The following is a 16,594-nucleotide window of genomic DNA, read 5'->3' on the forward strand; positions in this document are numbered from 1 at the left end:
CCTCAGGGGCGGGCGAGATCGGCGAGCAGGCTCGCCGCCACCGTCGCCTTGGAGACCGTGAGCCCCGTGCCGGCGATGGCCTCGACGGCGTGACGGATGCGGGCGAGGGCCGGCCCCCGCGCGGCGATCCAGGCCTCGACGGCCTCCGGGCCATCGCCGACATCGGCCACCACCTCCGCCGTCAGCCGGCGGTGGGCCGTGGAAATGCCCGAGACGGCCCGTTCCAGGGCGATGCGGTCGAAGATGTCGTCCACGGACACCTTTCGGGCGGCGGCCACGAGGTCGTCGAGGCGGAACTGGTGGGCGAGGGCGAAATGCGTCGCCGCGATGCCGGCCACCGGACGGCCGCCATCCTCGGCCACCCGAACGATGTCGGGACCGGCGGAGAGGGCCGCCAGGGAAGCGAGGCGCCGGGCGGCGTCGGGGGGCAAGCCGTATCCGATGAGCTCCGCCTGTCGGGCGTCCAGGGCCTGCATCGCCCGCCCGTCTAGAACGTCGGGAAGCGCGGCCATCACGGCGGCGATGCCGTCGCGGTAGCGCGCCACCAGGGGGGCGATGCCGCCCGAGAGGTCGAGGTTGCGGATGAACCAGACGATGCGGCCGGTGAGCAGATCCTGCACGTCGGCGTAGAGGTCGAGCTGGGCCTGTCCCGGTACGATCCCGGCCAGCCGGTCGATGGCGAGGTTCAACTCCATCAGGCCGAAGGCGTCGCGGGTCACGGCGTAGGCCTTGGCGATGGTGGCCGCATCCGCCCCGGTCTCGTCGATGAGGCGGGTGACGAGGGAGGGGCCGCCCCGGTTGACGATGATGTTGGACAGCGCCGTGGCGATGATCTCCCGGCGCAGGCGGTGGCCCTTCACCGCGTCGGGAAACTGACTGCGCAGGGCTTGCGGGAAGTAGCGCTGGAGTTCGCGGTCGAAATACGGGTCGTTCGGCACCGGGCTCGCCAGGATCGCGTCGTAGAGCGACAGCTTGGCGTAGGCGAGCAGCACGGCGTATTCCGGCCGGGTCAGGCCCTCGCCCCGGCGCACGCGTTCGGCGATGGCGGCATCGTCGGGCAGGAATTCCACGGCGCGGTCGAGGCGCCCCTCGGCCTCCAGGGCCTGGAGGGTCCGCACCGCGAAGGCGGTCTCGCCGGCGCCCCGGCGCAGGGCCAGGGACAGGGCCAGGGTCTGAAGTTCGTTGTTGCGCAGGACGAGGGCCGCGACCTCGTCGGTCATGCCGACCAGGAGGGCGTTGCGGGCGGCGGCGTTGAGGCGTCCGTCGCGCTCCGGCCCCATCAGGGCGATCTTGATGTTCACCTCGACGTCGGAGGTGTTCACGCCGGCGGAATTGTCGATGGCGTCGGTGTTGAGGCGGATGCCGGCGCGGGCCGCCTCGATGCGGCCGCGCTGGGTCATGCCGAGATTGGCGCCCTCGCCCACCACCTTCGCCCGCACGTCCGCGCCGGTGATGCGCACGGCGTCGTTGGCCCGGTCGCCGGCCTCCGCGTCGGTCTCGGTCGTGGCGCGGACATAGGTGCCGATGCCGCCGAACCACAGGAGATCGGCGGGCGCCTTCAGGATCGCCTGCATCACCTCGGCGGGCGTCGCCTCCGCCGCCTCGACGCCGAGAACCGCCGCGATCTCGGGCGAGAGGGGAATCGTCTTCAGGCTGCGGGAGAACACGCCGCCGCCCCGGGAGAGGAGGGCCGGATCGTAGTCGCGCCAGCTCGAGCGCGGGAGGTCGAACAGGCGCCGCCGCTCGCCAAAGCTCGCCGCCGGATCGGGGGCGGGATCGAGGAAGATGTCGCGGTGATCGAAGGCCGCGACGAGTTTGAGGCTTTCCGACAGCAGCATACCGTTGCCGAACACGTCGCCCGACATGTCGCCGACGCCCACGACGGTGACCGGATCGGACTGGACGTCCACGTCCATCTCGCGGAAATGGCGCTTGACCGCCTCCCACGCACCGCGCGCGGTGATGCCCATGCGCTTGTGGTCGTAGCCCTGGCTGCCGCCCGACGCGAAGGCGTCGCCGAGCCAGTGGCCGCGCTCCAGCGACAGGGCGTTGGCGATGTCCGAGAAGGTGGCGGTGCCCTTGTCGGCCGCCACCACGAGGTAGGCGTCGTCGGTGTCGTGGCGAACCGTGTCGGCGGGCGGCCGGATCGCGTCGTCGACGATGTTGTCGGTGAGCTCCAAGAGGGTTCGGATGAAGACCCGGTAGCTCTCGGTGCCTTCCGCGAGCCAGGCCTCGCGGTCGGAGGCCGGCGGCAGGCGCTTGGGAAAGAACCCGCCCTTGGCGCCCACGGGCACGATGACGGCGTTCTTGACCTGTTGCGCCTTGACCAAGCCCAGGATCTCGGTCCGAAAGTCCTCCGGCCGGTCGGACCAGCGAAGGCCGCCGCGCGCCACGTAGCCGTAGCGCAGGTGCACGCCCTCGAGGCGCGGCGCGTAGACGAAGATCTCGAAGAACGGGCGCGGCAGGGGCATGCCGCTCACCTTCGCGCAAGCGAACTTGAACGCGATGGTCTCGCGCGGCCCCCCGTCGGCCCCGGTCTGGAAGAAGTTCGTCCGCACGGCGGCTTCGACGAGGTTGACGAAGCGGCGCAGGATGCGGTCGTCGTCGAGGCTGGTGACGCTGGCCAGCGCCTCCTCGATCTCGGCGCGGATGGCGGCCTCCCGCGCGGCGCGGTCCTGATCTGCCAGGGAGTCCTTCCCCTTCTGGGCGTCCTGCCCCGCCGGATCGAAGCGGGCGTGGAACAGGGCGACGATCCGGGCGGCGATGGCGGGATGCCGCGCCAGGGTGGCGGCGAGGTAGCCCTGCCCGTAGCGGACCCGGAGCTGGCGCAGGTAGCGCCCGAGGCCGCGCAGGAGCGCGACGTCGCGCCAGCCAAGGTCGGCCTCGAGGACGAGGCGGTTGTAGCCGTCGGATTCGGCGTCCCCGGCCGCGATGGCGAGGAGCGCGGCCTCCAGAGGAGCTGCGAGGCGGTCCCGGTCGATGGGCGCCCCCGTGGCCCGCTCCAGCAGCATGTCGTGGAGCCAGACGGGCACCGCGTCCGGCCCCTCGCCGACCCGGATGCGGTAGGTTCGTTCGTTGACGACCCGGAACCCGAGGTTCTCCAGGGCCGGAACCCGGTCCGACAGGGACAGGGCGCCGCCCCGCGAAAACACCTTGAGGCGGATCTGATGCGCCTGATCGGCCTCGCGCCGGCCGATATCGACGGCGCGCGGGCGGCTCTCGCTCAAGGCGTCGAGGATGGCGATGTCGGCGATGGCGACCCGGGGCTCGAAGCTCTCGCGGTAGGCGGCCGAGAACGCATCGGCGTAGCGGGCAGCCAGGGCCCGTGCCTGCCGGCCGGGCATCGCCTCGGCAAGCGCCAGGCGCAGGTCGTCGCCCCAGGTCCGCACCAGGGCGCCGATCTCGGCCTCCAAGGTGGCTGGATCGGGCTCCGCCGCCCCCGCTTCCGACAGGCCGATGATGTAGTGGGTCCGGGCGAGGGAGCCTTCGGGAAAATCCGGATAGGCCGCCGAGAGCCGGCCGCCATAGGTTCGGGCGAGGTGGAGGCCGATGCGGGTGCGGACCTGCGAATCGTACCGGTCCTTGGGCACGTAGACGAGGACGGAGACGAACCGGCCGAAGCGGTCGGGCCGGGGCAGGACCCGGATCCGCGGATGCTCGGCGAGGCTGCCGATGGCGAGGGTGAAGCGGTAGAGCCGATCGGTCTCGATCTGGAACAGGTCGTCCCGGGGATAGGTCTCCAGCACGTCGAGGAGGCTGCGCCCGGCATGGCTCGTCGGGTCGAGGCCGGCGCTGGCGATGACCGTGTCGACCTTTTTGCGGAGATAGGGAATCTCGCGGGCGAGCGCCGTGTTGACCGTCGCCGTGAACAGGCCGACGAGGCGGACCTCACCCGCGAGGGTTCCCTCGTCGGAGAACAGCTTGATCCCGATATAGTCGAGATGCCCCGCCCGGCGGACCCGCGACCGGATGCTCGACTTGGTGACGAGGAGGGCCTGGGGCCCGTCGAGGAAGGCACGGATCTCGGGCGTGTCGTCGGCGACGGCCTGTCCGCCGCGCAGGACCTCCAAGCCGGGATCACGCAGCACGCCGAGGCTGACGCCCGGCAGGGCCGCCCGGCCGTTCTCGGCGAGGGCATACTCGCGCAGGCCGAGGAGGGTGAAGTGACCGTCGCGCAACCATTCGAGGAAGGCGTGGGCCTCCGCCACTTCCGCCGCCGGCAGGGATGGCCGCCCGGCGCCGTATTGTTCGATGAGGGCGGCGAGGCACGCATCCATGGCGTCGCGATCGTCGGTGGCGCGGGCGACGTCGCGGAACACCTGGGCCAGACCGGCCTCCAGGCGGTCGCGGGCCTCGCCTGCGTCGAGGCGGTCGAGGTGGAGGTGGATGAAGCTCTCGCGGGTGAAGGCGCCCTGAGCGTCCGCCGTGGTCTCGCCGACCACGCGCACGAGGGAGCCGTCGGGGCTGCGCTCGACACCGAGGATCGGGTGGGCGACGAGGTGCGGGGTGAGGCCCTGCTCGGTCAGTTCCGCGAGGGCGGAGGCGAGGAGGAACGGCCGATTGTCGTTGACCACCTCGACCACGGTCAGTTCGCGGGGCCGGCCGTCGCGATCCACGGTCAGGTCGGAGAGGCGCAGGTCGCAGGGCGTGCCGGGGATGCGGGGCGCGGCGAGGTGCCGGCGGGCCGCAAGGGCGAGGTCGGCGATGGCCTCGGGCGTGTAGGGGGCGAGATCCTCCGGAGAGGTACGCCCGAACAGGTCCCGGACGAACCCGCCCGGGCCGTCGCGGCCGTCGACGAGGGCGGCCGCCGCGGTGAGGAGACCGTCCCGGATCGACCGGGCCTCGGCGCTCGCCAGGACGGTTGCTGCTTCGCTGCCCATGGTCCGATCCTTCCGCGTCCGCACCGCCCTTGTCCGTCCGGGTGACGGACGATCCAGGAGGATGCCGCTGCGAACCCGGCCGGGGGTGGCGGATGATGCACAGGGTCGCAAACCCGTTTCAATCAGCCGAGGCATGCCCCGCCCTATGGCGGGTGACGCCAATGCCAAGCTGTCAGAGGCAGGCGCCGATTCCGCCGGAGCGTGCGGATCGGGGTTTCGCGCGGGCGCGTCGCCTCAGGAGCGGTGCGTGAGGTGTCGCCACTCGAAGAAGCCGAAGGCGAACAGGCTCGCCGCACCCATCATGATGAAGCTCCAGCCCCAATCGGCGGGAAGCTGGCCGTCGATGGGATGGCCGATGACGCCCGCCGCCAGGGCGATCCCGAAGACCGTCAGGGTGGCCGAACACAAAAGGCCCAGAATCATCACCTTGAACATGGGACAGGTGCTTTCCATGAAAGGGCGGGCGCCCGCCGATGATGTCGATCGGATGGCCCGCTTGCGCCGGGGATCGCGAGCGGCAGGCCGCCGGGGGACTGACGTTTTTCGCGACGTCTGCGGCGACTCCGACCCGAGCAGGGGCCGCTGCGGTTTCATCCGCGTTCAGTTCACGGACTTCTGCGGCTGCGCCGTTCCGGCGGCGTCGGACACCGTCTTCGCCGCCGAGGTGTTGGCCGTCGCCTTCTTCGGCAACGCGACGGTATCCACCATGGTGAAGCGCACGCCGTCCTCGGCCTTCTTCAGCACGGCGTTCGCCTCGTAGTACTTGCCCTGACCGATCAGGGTCGCGGCCTGATCGACATCGGCCGTGGTCTGCGCCAGGGGCACCACCGCCAGGGTGAAGTTCACGTCGACGCCGGCGAGCTTCAGCGTCTCGACGGCGGATTTCCTGTCGCCCTTCTCGAGGCTCTTGTTGGCGTCCGTCACGGCAGCCGTCTTGGCGGGGGTGGCGACGAAGTCCTCGCCCAGCGTCAGCTGCCCGTCGATGGGCAGCCAGGCCACCGGCTGGGTTCCGGGCTTCGCCTTGTCGGCCGTTTCGGCGGCTGCGGGATGCGCGGGCTTCACGGTCGACCCTTTCAGATCCGCTTCGGCTTTGACGAACACCGCCTCGTCGGTCTTCGCCTTCGTCAAGGCCTCCTGGGCCTTGGCGATCTCCTCCTTGGCCTGCGCCGGGGCCGCATCGAAGATGGCGATCCGGGCCGAGTGCAGATCGCGGAAGGCCTGGGCCCCATCCTTCGAGAGTTTCCCGACATCCCGGTCCGCCGCCTTCTGGGCGGTCGTGATCTCGGGGGTGGACACCGTCTTGGCCTGCTCGTTTGCCAGGGCCACGCCGCCGATCATCGTCGTGGCGGCCAGGACGAGGGCGAGAGTTCTTGCTTTGGACATGACGACACCTGTTCTCGACATAGCATCACCATCCGGGAAGTTCATGGCGCATTAGACTTGATCTATAGCCTGGACTTGCCTTGGTAATTGGAGAACGTCCCTTCCGAACCTCGGTTTCATGAACATTTCGTAGGGATTCCGTAATGTCCCGCTATCCCCCGGCCCGCTTCCGTACGACCGGCCGGCTGACGAAGCGCGATCCCGCGACGAGGAAGCGCCAGGGCGTCTCCACGGCGCGGGTCAGGCCGATGCGGCGGTCGGCGACGACGTCCCCGCCCGGCGCGCCGAGGGTCAGGGCGAACGGGGCGCGGTCCAGGGGGAGGCCGTCCTGCGCCCCCGTCACGCCCAGAGCCTGGCACAGGCGTCCCGGCCCGGCGCAGAGCCGGCGGGGATCGTCGAGGCCGCGCCGGGCCACCATCGCGGCGAGGTCGTGGCGGGGCTCGAGGGCCCGCAGGAGCACGGCGCTGCCCGGCTCGCACACGAGGTTGAGACACCAGTGCAGGCCGTAGGAGCGGTAGACGTAGGCGTGTCCGGCGGGGCCGAACATGCTCGCGTTGCGCCGGGTCGGGCCGCCGAAGGTGTGGGAGGCGGGATCGGTCCGGTCGTAGGCCTCGGTCTCGACGATGGGGCCGCCCGCGCCGTCGATCCGCAGGTCGCAGCCGACGAGGTCCCGCGCCACCAGCGCCGCCGGACGGGCGAAGAAGGACGCCGGCAGCGCCGATGCGCTCATGGGGCCTTGGCGGTTTTCGCGGCCTCGCGGGCGCGGGCGAAGTCCTCCGGGCCGAGGTGGAGGGCGACGCGGATCGCCGCCTCGACGAAGGCCGGGGCGGTGAGCCCGGCGGCCTTGGCGGCGCGGGAAATCTCCGGGCCGAGGGCGAGGTCGACGGGCACCGACGTCGTGCGGGGGGCGCTCGCCAAGCCGGCTGCGAGGGCCGCCGTACCGGTAAGGCGGGCGGGAGCGGAGGCGCTCGGCGCCGAGGCGGGTATCGTGGCGGTCAAGCCCGCCACCGGGGCGGCCGGGGTCACCATGGGGATGGCCGTCGCCGGGGCCGCCAGGGCCTCGCGACGCCCCTGGGCCGCGAGGCGGTCGGCCCGCTCGTTTCCGATCTCGCCCGTATGGCCGCGCACCCAGGTCCAGCGCACGTCGCGCTTGGCCGCCAGGGCGTCGAGGGTCTGCATGAGGTCGACGTTCTTCACCGGGCCGGTGCTCGTGCGCCAGCCCTTGGCCTTCCAGCCCTTCATCCATTCCGTCACCGACTTGATGACGTACTGGCTGTCGCAGCGCATCTCGATGGCCGCGCCCTCGGGGAAATGGGCGAGGGCGCTGATGGCGGCCGTCAGCTCCATGCGGTTGTTGGTGGTGGACCGTTCGCCGCCGCACAATTCGATGGTGCCGGTCTCGGCCCGGATCACGACCCCCCAGCCGCCGGGGCCGGGATTGGGGTCGCATCCGCCGTCGGCGTAGACGATGGTTCGCATGGGGATCGCACTCGGGTCCGCGGGAGGCCGTCCGGCTTCGGGCGCCGCCCATAGCACGAGCGCCCCCCGGTCCGGCACCCCGTCCGCGGGCCGGGGGATGCGCTCAGCGTGGATTCTGCCACGTGGTGGCGGGCTGGGTGACGGCGGGCGGGCGCGGGGCCGTCACCGACCCCGTGGTCGCGGCGGCGGGGATCGTCCGGCGGGCCTCCTCGCCGCGCTCGGCCACGTTCACGGGCCGGGCCTGCGCCGCCTGCCGCCGAGCGCGTACGGCTCTGGTCCGCCGGGCGCGGCGGGGCCGGGCGCGCTCGGAATTCGATCCGACGACACCGCCCACCACCGCACCGACCACGGCCCCGATGGGACCGCCGACCACGGCGCCGGCCACGGCTCCCGTGCCGACGCCCACCACGGTGTTGCTCGCGGCCTGCGCCGTCACGGGCATCGCCAGCACGCCGAGGAGCAGCGCGCTCAGAGCCAGATTCTTCATGTCTCGGACCTCTCGGAATCGCTCGTCCAACCTCCGTCCGTGGGCGCGAAGAGGACGCGTCACCGGACGATCCCGGTGGCGCGTCGGCGCACCGGATTCGAGGTGCTCGTGTGGCGCCCCACCGTGACCAAATCGGGGCCGGATCTCCGACCCCGTGACGCACCCGGCAAGCGGGTACGTCACGGGGGGCACTCAGGCCGCGCAGTCGAGGAAGCCGGCGCGGATCGCCTCCGGGTCGAGCTTGCGCCCGATGAACACCACCCGCGACACGCGCGGCTCGCCGTCCTTCCACGGACCCTGGAGGTCGCCATCGAGGATCTGGTGGACGCCCTGGAAGACGAAGCGCTGGGGCTCGTCGGGGAAGGCGACGATGCCCTTGCAGCGCAGGATGTCCGGCCCCTGGACCTGAGTCAGGGTCGAGATCCACGGCATGAATTTTTCGGGGTCCACCGGGCCGTCGATGCGGGCGGAGACTGACTGCATCTCGTCGTCATGATGGTGATGGTGGCCCTCCTCCAGGAAGTCGGGCTCGATGTCGAGGATGCGGGAGAGATCGAAGGCGTTGCGGTCGAGCACCTGATCGAGGGGCACGTCGCAGCGGCTGGTGCGGTGTACCTTGGCGTAGGGGTTGATCGACCGGATGAGGCCCTCGACGCGGTCGAGGTCGGCGGGCTCGACGAGATCGGCTTTGTTGAGCAGGATCACGTCCGCGAAGGCGATCTGGTTCTTGGCTTCGGGGGCGTCCTTGAGGCGGTCCGCGAGCCATTTCGCGTCCGCCACCGTCACCACGGCGTCGAGGCGGGCGGCCCCGCCGACATCCTCGTCGATGAAGAACGTTTGGGCGACGGGGGCCGGATCGGCGAGGCCCGTGGTCTCCACGATGATCGCGTCGAACTTGCCGCGGCGCTTCACCAGCCCGTCCATGATGCGGATGAGGTCGCCCCGCACGGTGCAGCAGACGCAGCCGTTGTTCATCTCGAACACTTCCTCGTCGGCGCCGATGACGAGGTCGTTGTCGATGCCGATCTCGCCGAACTCGTTGACGATCACGGCGTAGCGCTTGCCGTGGTTCTCCGTGAGGATGCGGTTGAGGAGCGTGGTCTTGCCGGCGCCGAGATAGCCCGTGAGCACGGTTACGGGGATCTTCTGGGAGGCGGTGGTCGCGCTGTCGGACATGGCGGCTCTTTTCGAATTTCCGGACGAATGCGGCCGGGGATGCCGGTGTTATATTGTATCAACCCCCGGGGATGAAAGCCCGGTGTCAGGCGCCACGCGGGCTCAGGGTCTCGCACAGGGTGTCGAGGGTGCCGCGAAATCCTGCGGCGCCGGCGAGCACCCGCTCCAGCAGGAGCGCGCCCTCCAGGGTCGCCACCACCAGTCGCGCCGTGGGACCGGGCGACACGCCCGCCCGGACGCTGCCGTCGCCAAGGCCATCGGCCAGCACGCCCTCCAGCCAAGTGATGTGCTTGTCGAAGAATCGCGTGATGGCCGCGCGGACGGAGTCGGGCAGGGCGTCGCGCTCCACCGCCAGCACGGCGCAGAGGCAGCCGAGATCGTCCTCGACACCGCCGAGATAGAGCCGGCCATAGGCCGCGATCCGCGCGACGCCGCCCTTCGCCTGCGCCAGGATCGACGCGAGGGCAGCGTCGTAGCGCTCGTCGTAGGCGGCGACGAGAGCCAGGGCGAGATCGGCCTTCGTCGGGAAGTGGTGATGGATGCTCGCCTTGCGGATGCCCACCACCGCCGCGAGGTCGGCGTAGCTGAAACCCGAATAGCCCCGGCCGCGAACCAGGATCTCGGCCTGCAGGAGCAGTTCCGTGCGCGTGTCTCTCATGAGGGTATCGGCATGGCGGGCGCTTCCGGCGGCACAATCAAGAAAGCCGGATCGCGGAAATGTGCCGTTGACGGCGCGAGGAATCTACCTACTAAATGGTAGCCAAGAAAACAAGCGGAGGACGTCCGGTATGGTGGCCCAAGTCGGCCTCACACGCCCCGTCGCGGGTGGTTTCCGGGCGAACCGGCGCGAGGCCCTGTTCGGCGGCCTGTGCCTGTGCTGCCTGCCGACCCTCGGGCGCGCGGCGGAGGGGTTCGCCCTCGACGAGGTCGGTCTCGGCATCTTCATCCGGCGCGGACCCGACGCCGAGGCGACGGCCGACAACGCTGACGCCATCGCCAATATCGGTTTCATCGTTGGCGAGCGTTCGGTCCTCGTGACGGAATCCGGCGGCAGCCTCGCCGACGGGCAGTGGCTGCGCGCCGAGATCCGCAAACGGACGGACAAGCCCATCAGCCACGTTGTGCTCACACACGTCCACCCCGACCATTGCTTCGGGGCCGAAGCGTTCGAGGCCGACAAGCCCGTGTTCATCGGGCATCATGCCCTGCGTTCCGCCCTGGACGCACGCGGCGAGTATTACCGCACCCGCCTCGTCGAGATCCTCGGGGCGGACCGGGCGGGCCGCGTGGTCTATCCGACCTTGGAGGTCGCGGACGGCGCCGAGGTCGATCTCGGCGGGCGCAGTCTCACCTTCCATGCCCACGGGACGGCGCACACCAACTGCGACCTCTCCATGCGGGATTCGGCCTCCGGCCTGCTGTTTCCCGCCGACCTCCTGTTCGTCGCCCGCATCCCGTCCCTCGACGGCAGCCTCCTCGGCTGGCTGAAGGAGGCCGAGGTGTTGAAGGCCATGGGCGCCGACGCGGCGGTGCCGGGCCACGGCCCGACCCGCGTGGCGTTCGCCCCCGCCCTGGCCGATCTCACCCGCTACCTCGGCACCCTGCGCGACGAGACCCGCAAGGCGGTCGCCGCCGACATGCCCATCGAGAAGGCGGTCGCCACCATTGGCCGCTCGGAAGCCAAGAACTGGGCCCTGTTCGACCTCTACAACGGCCGCAACGTCACCCAGGCCTTCAAGGAACTCGAATGGGAGTGATCCCGCCCCCATCTATCCCCGAGAGGAGACACGCCATGAAGCCGTTCACCGCCGCCCTCGCCCTATCGCTCGCCGCTGCGCTGCCGACCGCCGCCCTGTTCGCCGGCCCCGTCCTATTCACCGGGGCGGCCCTGGCCGCCGGCGCTTCGGACACCGATGCCGAACGCCTTGCCCGCTGGAACGAGATCCGCACCTCGATCTTCGGTGACAAGGCGGTGCAGCCCACCGACACCCTGGTGACGGTCGATGCCCCGGTCCGGGCCCTCGACGCCGCCCTGGTGCCCATCACCCTGACCATGCCGGAGAAGGACAAGGTCGCGGGCGTGTCCCTGGTGATCGACGACAACCCGTCGCCCTATGCCGCCAACATCACCTTCGGCCCCGCCGCCGATCCGGGCGAGATCAAGCTCCGGGTGCGGGTGAACAACTACACCAATGTCCATGCCGTGGTGCGGACGAAGGACGGCGGGTTGTTCGAGACGGCGAAGTTCGTGAAGGCATCGGGCGGCTGCTCGGCCCCCATGGGCATGAGCGACGAGGAGGCCATGAAGGGCATGGGCGACATGCGGATGAAGTTCGCGGAAGCCGCGCCCGGCGCCAAGTCGACGGAGGCGACGCTCATGATCCGCCACCCGAACTTCTCCGGCATGCAGATGAACCAGATCACCCGCGACTACACCCCGGCCCGCTACATCCAGAAGGTCGTGGTCTCGCAGGGCGACCGCAACATCCTGACCCTGGACGGCGACATCTCCATCGCGTCGAACCCGGTGATCAACTTCGCGTTCCTGCCCGAAGGCAAGGCACCCGTCACGGTGGTGGCCTCGGACAATCAGAACGGCCGCTGGGAGCACAGCTTCCCGGTGCCGAGCCCGAGCAACTGAGGGCGAGGTCCGTATGATCCCCCTCGCTCGCCTCACCGCCGCCGCCCTCCTCACCCTCGGGGTGGCGGCGGCGCCCGCCGACTCGCCGGTCAACGTGCCCGAGCCCGACGGCTTCCACACGGGTCCGCAGCAGGGCTACACGCCGCCAACCCTGAAGGGCGCCGTGGTGCTCGACATCGATGGCCTCCACCGGGTGGTGGCCGAGGCCCGGCCCGTGCTCATCGACGTTGCGCTCGCCGACCGGCGCCCCGCCGGCATGGCCCCCGACAAGCCCTGGCTGCCGGCCCACCGCAGCATCCCGGGCGCCGTCTGGATGCCGAATGCAGGCGCCGCGCCCCTCGACCCCGCCCACGAAGCCCTGTTCCTTGCCCGCGTTGCCGACCTGACGGGCGGCGACAGGACGAAGCCCATCGTCACCTTCTGCCATCCCGATTGCTGGGGCAGCTGGAACGCGGGCAAGCGCCTCGTCCAGGCCGGCTACACCGCCGTGCACTGGTTCCCGGCAGGCATCGAAGGCTGGCAGGAGCGGCACGAGACGGCGGTGCTGAAGGAGGACCCGGCTTGGGCGGCTCGGCCCGCGAGCGCAGCGCAACGCTGAAGCGGGCGACTTCGAATCGTTCCAGCCTTCGCCGGTGCAGTTGACACCGGCCGGGTTGTGGCGGAAGAAAGGCGCGCACAGGCGGCCCAAGTCTAGGGAGGAAACGCCCACTGAATAGTGCGGGACGGCGACGCCATCGCCGTCACCGCAACGTGGGTGGTCTAGCGTCGCTCAAGTCGTCTCGGTTGACAAGACCTTTCAATTCTTTCTCTTCGTCTATGTCGGCCCGCGCGTTTCGATGCGGGTCGGTGTATGACAGCCCACCCAATGCCCGTCCCCGCCGCGCGGGGGCCGTGAGCCCGGTGGAGTTCGATGTCCCAGGTTGTCCAATCGCGCCGTATCCGTGCCGTCGATCTCGCCAAGCGCAAGGCGGCGGGCGTCAAGATCATCGCGCTGACCGCCTACCACGCCCACACCGCCAGCATCCTCGATCCCCACTGCGACTTCATCCTCGTGGGCGATTCCCTCGGCATGGTGATGCACGGCATGGAATCGACCCTGCCGGTGACCCTGGAGATGATGATCGTCCAGGCCCAGGCGGTGATCCGCGGAACCACGCGCGCCCTCATCGTGGTGGACATGCCGTTCGGTTCCTACGAGGCGAGCCGTGAGCAGGCCTTCCTCAACGCCGCCCGCGTTCTCAAGGAGACGGGGGCCGGTGCCATCAAGATGGAGGGCGGCGCGCAGTTCGCCGACACCGTGGCCTTCCTCGTGGCGCGCGGCATTCCGGTGATGGGCCATATCGGCCTGACCCCCCAATCGGTGAACACCATGGGTGGATTCAAGGTGCAGGGGCGCGCGGGCGGCGACGAGGAGCGCCTCCTGGCCGATGCTCGCGCCATCAGCGAAGCGGGCGCCTTCGCCATCGTGCTGGAGGGCATCGTCGAGCCCGTGGCCCGCGCCATCGCGACCGCGCCCGGGATCGCGGCGGCCACCATCGGCATCGGCGCCAGCACGGCCTGCGACGGCCAAATCCTGGTGCTCGAAGACATGCTGGGGCTCAGCGACCGTGTCCCGAAATTCGTCAAGCAGTTCGGATCGTTGCGGAGCCAGATCGAGGGCGCCGTGGCAGCCTATGCCGAGGAAGTCCGCGCCGGGCGCTTCCCGGCCGACGAGCACACCTACCCGCCGGCGTGACCCCGGTGCGGTCGCGCACGAAATCGTGGCAGGGTGCGTGGATCACGGTTACCATTCATCAACCGTTCGAGGGCCAGATTTCATCCTGAAGACCGGATTCGAGATCCTTCAAGGAACAGCATCATGAAGCGGACCCTCCTCTGCGCGGCGCTGGCCGGCAGCCTCGCGATGACGGCGGTGCCGGGGGCCCAGGCCCGTGACGGCATCGGCCCCGGCGGCGCGGCGGCCCTGGGCGTGCTCGGCGGCCTCGCCATCGGGGGCGCCATCGCCTCCTCGCAGAACAACGGCTACTACCCCGGCCGCCCCGTCTACCGCGAGCCGCGCCCGGTCTATGTCGAGGAAGAGGTCTGCCACATGGAACGGCGCGGCTACATCGACGCCTACGGCGACGAGCATATCCGCCGCGTCCGCGTCTGCGAATAGTTCATTTCGGGGCGAAGGTTCGAGCCTTCGCCCCGTCGCCCTCACCAGCGATAGCCGAGGCTGGCGATGATCCTGCGCTGGGTGCCGTAGAAGCACGAGGTCGCGTTCGAGCACGACGAGACGAAGCGTTTGTCTCCGGCGTTCTGGATGTTGACCGCTGCGCGCCAGCCGTCGCGCTCGTAATGCACCGCCGCATCGAAGGTGACGTATTCAGGCACCTTGAGGCTGTTGGCGACGTCCGCGTAGGAACGGCCGACATAGTTCACGCCACCGCCGAAGCCGAAGCCTTTGAAGTCTCCGACGGGGATCGTGTAGTCGGCCCAGAGCGAGGCGAAGTTTTCGGGAATGCCCACCGGCACCCGGCCGACGCCATCGCCCGTGCCCTCGATCGTGCGCAGGCCGTAGATCGTGTAGGACGCGATGAGGTTGAGGCCCTCGGCGAGGCTGGTGGTGGCCGACGCCTCGAAGCCCTGCGAACGGACCTTGCCGAGCTGGACGTTCTGGAAGGCGAAGTTCGGGTCCGGCGTCAGCACGTTCGAGCGCACGAGGTCGAAGGCCGCCACGGTGAAGAAGGTGTTCCAGCCGACGGGCTGGAACTTGGCGCCGACCTCGATCTGCTCGCCCTTGTCGGCCTTGAACGGGCGGTTGCCCGCGTCGGCGCCCGGCGTCGGATTGAACGAGGTGCCGTAAGTGACGTAGGGCGCCAAGCCATTGTCGAAATTGTAGATCAGGCCCAGACGCCCGGTGAAGGCGCTCTCGTTCTGCGTGGTAGAATTGGCCAGGACGAGCTTGTCCTGGAGATCGTTGGTCACGAAGTCCTGGCGGCCGCCGATGAGGAAGGTTAGCCGCTCTGTGAGCGCCACCTGATCCTGCGCGTAGAGGCCGACCTGCTGAAGTTGCTGATTGATGACGCGGTAGGGCAGGGGGCGGGCACTGGCCTGGAAGTAGCGCGGCGACAGAATGTTCAGCGAGGCGACCGGGAAGGTCGTGCCCTGGTTGTCCGACAGGCTGTAGCGCTTGTAGTCGACGCCCATCAGCAGGGTATGGCCGAAGTATCCGTCGTTAAACCGGGCTTCCGCCTGATTGTCGACGGTGAACAGCCCGGCACGCGGCGTGGTGAGGAAGCCGTAGCGGGCGAGTTCGGTCTGGGCGGTGTCGGCGTAGCCGTTGCCGACGTAGCGCTGGTCGCGCACCTCCGTGAACGAGAACCGGAAGTTCTGGCGGACCGTCCAGACGTCGTCGACATGGTGCTCGAACTCGTAGCCGAGGTTCGCCTGGTTGCGGGTGTAGCTGTCGATCAGGGGATCGCTGGCGTTGAGGGTGCGGGTGATGCGCAGGCCGGACGCGTTGGGGCGCACGGTGCCGAGATAGGGCAGGAACTGGCCGGCGCCGCCGGTCTCGTCGCGCTGGAAGCTCGTCAGCACCGTGAAGGTGGTGGCTCCGTCCGGCTTATAGGTGAAGCTCGGTGCGATGTAGTAGCGGTCCTCCGGCGCGAACTGGACCTGGGCGTCGCTGTTCTGCAGCTTGCCCGTCAGACGGTAGAACCAGTGGCCGGACGCGTCCGCCGGGCCGCCGAGGTCGAAGGCGGCATAACGCTGGTTGAACGAGCCGCCGCCGAGTTCGACGTAGCGGAACGGCTCCACGGTGGGACGCTTCGACACGATGTTGACGAGGCCGCCCACCGGCGAACCGCCGAACAGGGTCGCGGCCGGTCCACGCAGGACCTCGATGCGCTCGGCGCCGAACGGATCGATGCGATAGTTTGCGAACGAGGTCTGGAAGAGCTGCAATCCGTCGCGAAACAGGCCGGTCTCGGTGGCCGAGAAGCCCCGGATGAGGAACCAGTCGAGGCGCGTGTCGGGGCCGAACTGGTTGGCGTAGATGCCCGGCGTGTAGCGCACGGCCTCCGAGACCGTCTGCGAGCGCTGCGCCTCGATCTGCTGCGCGCCGATGACGCTGATGGATTGCGGGGTGCGGATGAGCGGCGTGTCGGTCTTCGTCGCCGTGGCGCTGCGGCTGGCGACGTAACCGGGCACGGGTCCCCGCGCCGTCTCGGGCCGGGTCCCACCGGGTGCGCCGGACCCGAGGCCGCCGCCGCTGCCTTCGACGCTCAGGGTCTCGAGGGTGACGGCGTTCTGCTGGGCCTGTGCCGCCCCCGCGAGGACGAGGAGCGAAACGCCCGCGAGGGCGGCGCGCGCGAGGGGCCTGCATCGCATCGACATCGGGGACATGCTGCGTTCTCCGGGGCGCGGACGCGCGCCTGCAATCCCGCACGAGGTGCGGGGCAATGGCGCCATGCGCTGTTTAGAATTATCGTAAACTGTTGTGATACAACGGCTTTATGCGATCCGTAGACGTCGGCTCGACGGCATACAAGAGCGCCACGATCG

At 69.9% G+C, this 16,594-nt stretch carries 14 protein-coding genes; 5 read left to right on the forward strand and 9 right to left on the reverse strand.

From position 1 onward, the window contains the following. Nucleotides 1-2: 2 nt before the first annotated feature. From MFF01_RS01940 to MFF01_RS01975, 8 genes are all read right to left on the reverse strand, one after another. Nucleotides 3-4,880, reverse strand: coding sequence for an NAD-glutamate dehydrogenase (locus MFF01_RS01940; protein WP_238221423.1), 4,878 nt, complete (start codon nucleotides 4,878-4,880; stop codon nucleotides 3-5). Nucleotides 4,881-5,114: 234 nt separating this feature from the next. Then, entirely contained in the window at nucleotides 5,115-5,315 is a 201-nt protein-coding gene (locus MFF01_RS01945; RefSeq protein WP_238221424.1) for a hypothetical protein, read from the reverse strand. 165 nt (nucleotides 5,316-5,480) lie between these two features. Then, nucleotides 5,481-6,263 carry a YfdX family protein gene (locus MFF01_RS01950; protein ID WP_238221425.1) on the reverse strand — a complete coding sequence of 261 codons (783 nt, stop codon included), beginning with the start codon at nucleotides 6,261-6,263 and terminating at the stop codon, nucleotides 5,481-5,483. A 151-nt stretch (nucleotides 6,264-6,414) separates the two neighbouring features. Beyond that, entirely contained in the window at nucleotides 6,415-6,993 is a 579-nt protein-coding gene (locus tag MFF01_RS01955) for a DNA-3-methyladenine glycosylase (RefSeq protein ID WP_238221426.1), read from the reverse strand. Beyond that, complete coding sequence (gene rnhA / locus MFF01_RS01960) at nucleotides 6,990-7,742, reverse strand: ribonuclease HI (protein WP_238221427.1); 753 nt, start codon at nucleotides 7,740-7,742, stop codon at nucleotides 6,990-6,992. The genes MFF01_RS01955 and rnhA overlap by 4 nt, the downstream gene beginning before the upstream one ends. Nucleotides 7,743-7,845: 103 nt before the next feature. Continuing rightward, the gene (locus MFF01_RS01965) at nucleotides 7,846-8,229 is read right to left on the reverse strand and encodes a hypothetical protein (protein WP_238221428.1); all 384 of its coding nucleotides are present in this window, start codon (nucleotides 8,227-8,229) and stop codon (nucleotides 7,846-7,848) included. A 192-nt stretch (nucleotides 8,230-8,421) separates the two neighbouring features. Then, on the reverse strand, nucleotides 8,422-9,405 hold the full coding sequence (locus tag MFF01_RS01970; RefSeq protein ID WP_238221429.1) for a CobW family GTP-binding protein: 984 nt from the start codon (nucleotides 9,403-9,405) through the stop codon (nucleotides 8,422-8,424). 85 nt (nucleotides 9,406-9,490) lie between these two features. After that, nucleotides 9,491-10,063: a TetR/AcrR family transcriptional regulator gene (locus MFF01_RS01975; RefSeq protein WP_238221430.1), complete on the reverse strand. Its 573-nt coding sequence runs from the start codon at nucleotides 10,061-10,063 to the stop codon at nucleotides 9,491-9,493. Nucleotides 10,064-10,193: 130 nt separating this feature from the next. Between MFF01_RS01975 and MFF01_RS01980 the strand changes: the two genes are divergently transcribed. From MFF01_RS01980 to MFF01_RS02000, 5 genes are all read left to right on the forward strand, one after another. Next, nucleotides 10,194-11,162 carry a quinoprotein relay system zinc metallohydrolase 2 gene (locus MFF01_RS01980; protein ID WP_238221431.1) on the forward strand — a complete coding sequence of 323 codons (969 nt, stop codon included), beginning with the start codon at nucleotides 10,194-10,196 and terminating at the stop codon, nucleotides 11,160-11,162. Nucleotides 11,163-11,197: 35 nt separating this feature from the next. Further along, nucleotides 11,198-12,046, forward strand: a complete 849-nt coding sequence (locus tag MFF01_RS01985) for a quinoprotein dehydrogenase-associated SoxYZ-like carrier (protein ID WP_238221432.1) — start codon at nucleotides 11,198-11,200, stop codon at nucleotides 12,044-12,046. A gap of 13 nt (nucleotides 12,047-12,059) precedes the next feature. Further along, nucleotides 12,060-12,644 carry a rhodanese-like domain-containing protein gene (locus MFF01_RS01990; protein WP_238221433.1) on the forward strand — a complete coding sequence of 195 codons (585 nt, stop codon included), beginning with the start codon at nucleotides 12,060-12,062 and terminating at the stop codon, nucleotides 12,642-12,644. A gap of 312 nt (nucleotides 12,645-12,956) precedes the next feature. After that, nucleotides 12,957-13,781 (forward strand): 3-methyl-2-oxobutanoate hydroxymethyltransferase, encoded by an 825-nt coding sequence (gene panB, locus MFF01_RS01995; RefSeq protein WP_238221434.1) that lies wholly within the window; start codon nucleotides 12,957-12,959, stop codon nucleotides 13,779-13,781. Nucleotides 13,782-13,904: 123 nt separating this feature from the next. After that, nucleotides 13,905-14,204: a YjjA family protein gene (locus MFF01_RS02000; RefSeq protein ID WP_238221435.1), complete on the forward strand. Its 300-nt coding sequence runs from the start codon at nucleotides 13,905-13,907 to the stop codon at nucleotides 14,202-14,204. A 41-nt stretch (nucleotides 14,205-14,245) separates the two neighbouring features. On the opposite strand, the gene MFF01_RS02005 is transcribed toward MFF01_RS02000, so the two are convergent. After that, nucleotides 14,246-16,435 (reverse strand): TonB-dependent siderophore receptor, encoded by a 2,190-nt coding sequence (locus MFF01_RS02005; RefSeq protein WP_238221436.1) that lies wholly within the window; start codon nucleotides 16,433-16,435, stop codon nucleotides 14,246-14,248. Nucleotides 16,436-16,594: the final 159 nt, after the last annotated feature.

Origin of the sequence: Methylobacterium adhaesivum, from assembly GCF_022179065.1 — a bacterium.
GTDB lineage: Bacteria > Pseudomonadota > Alphaproteobacteria > Rhizobiales > Beijerinckiaceae > Methylobacterium > Methylobacterium adhaesivum.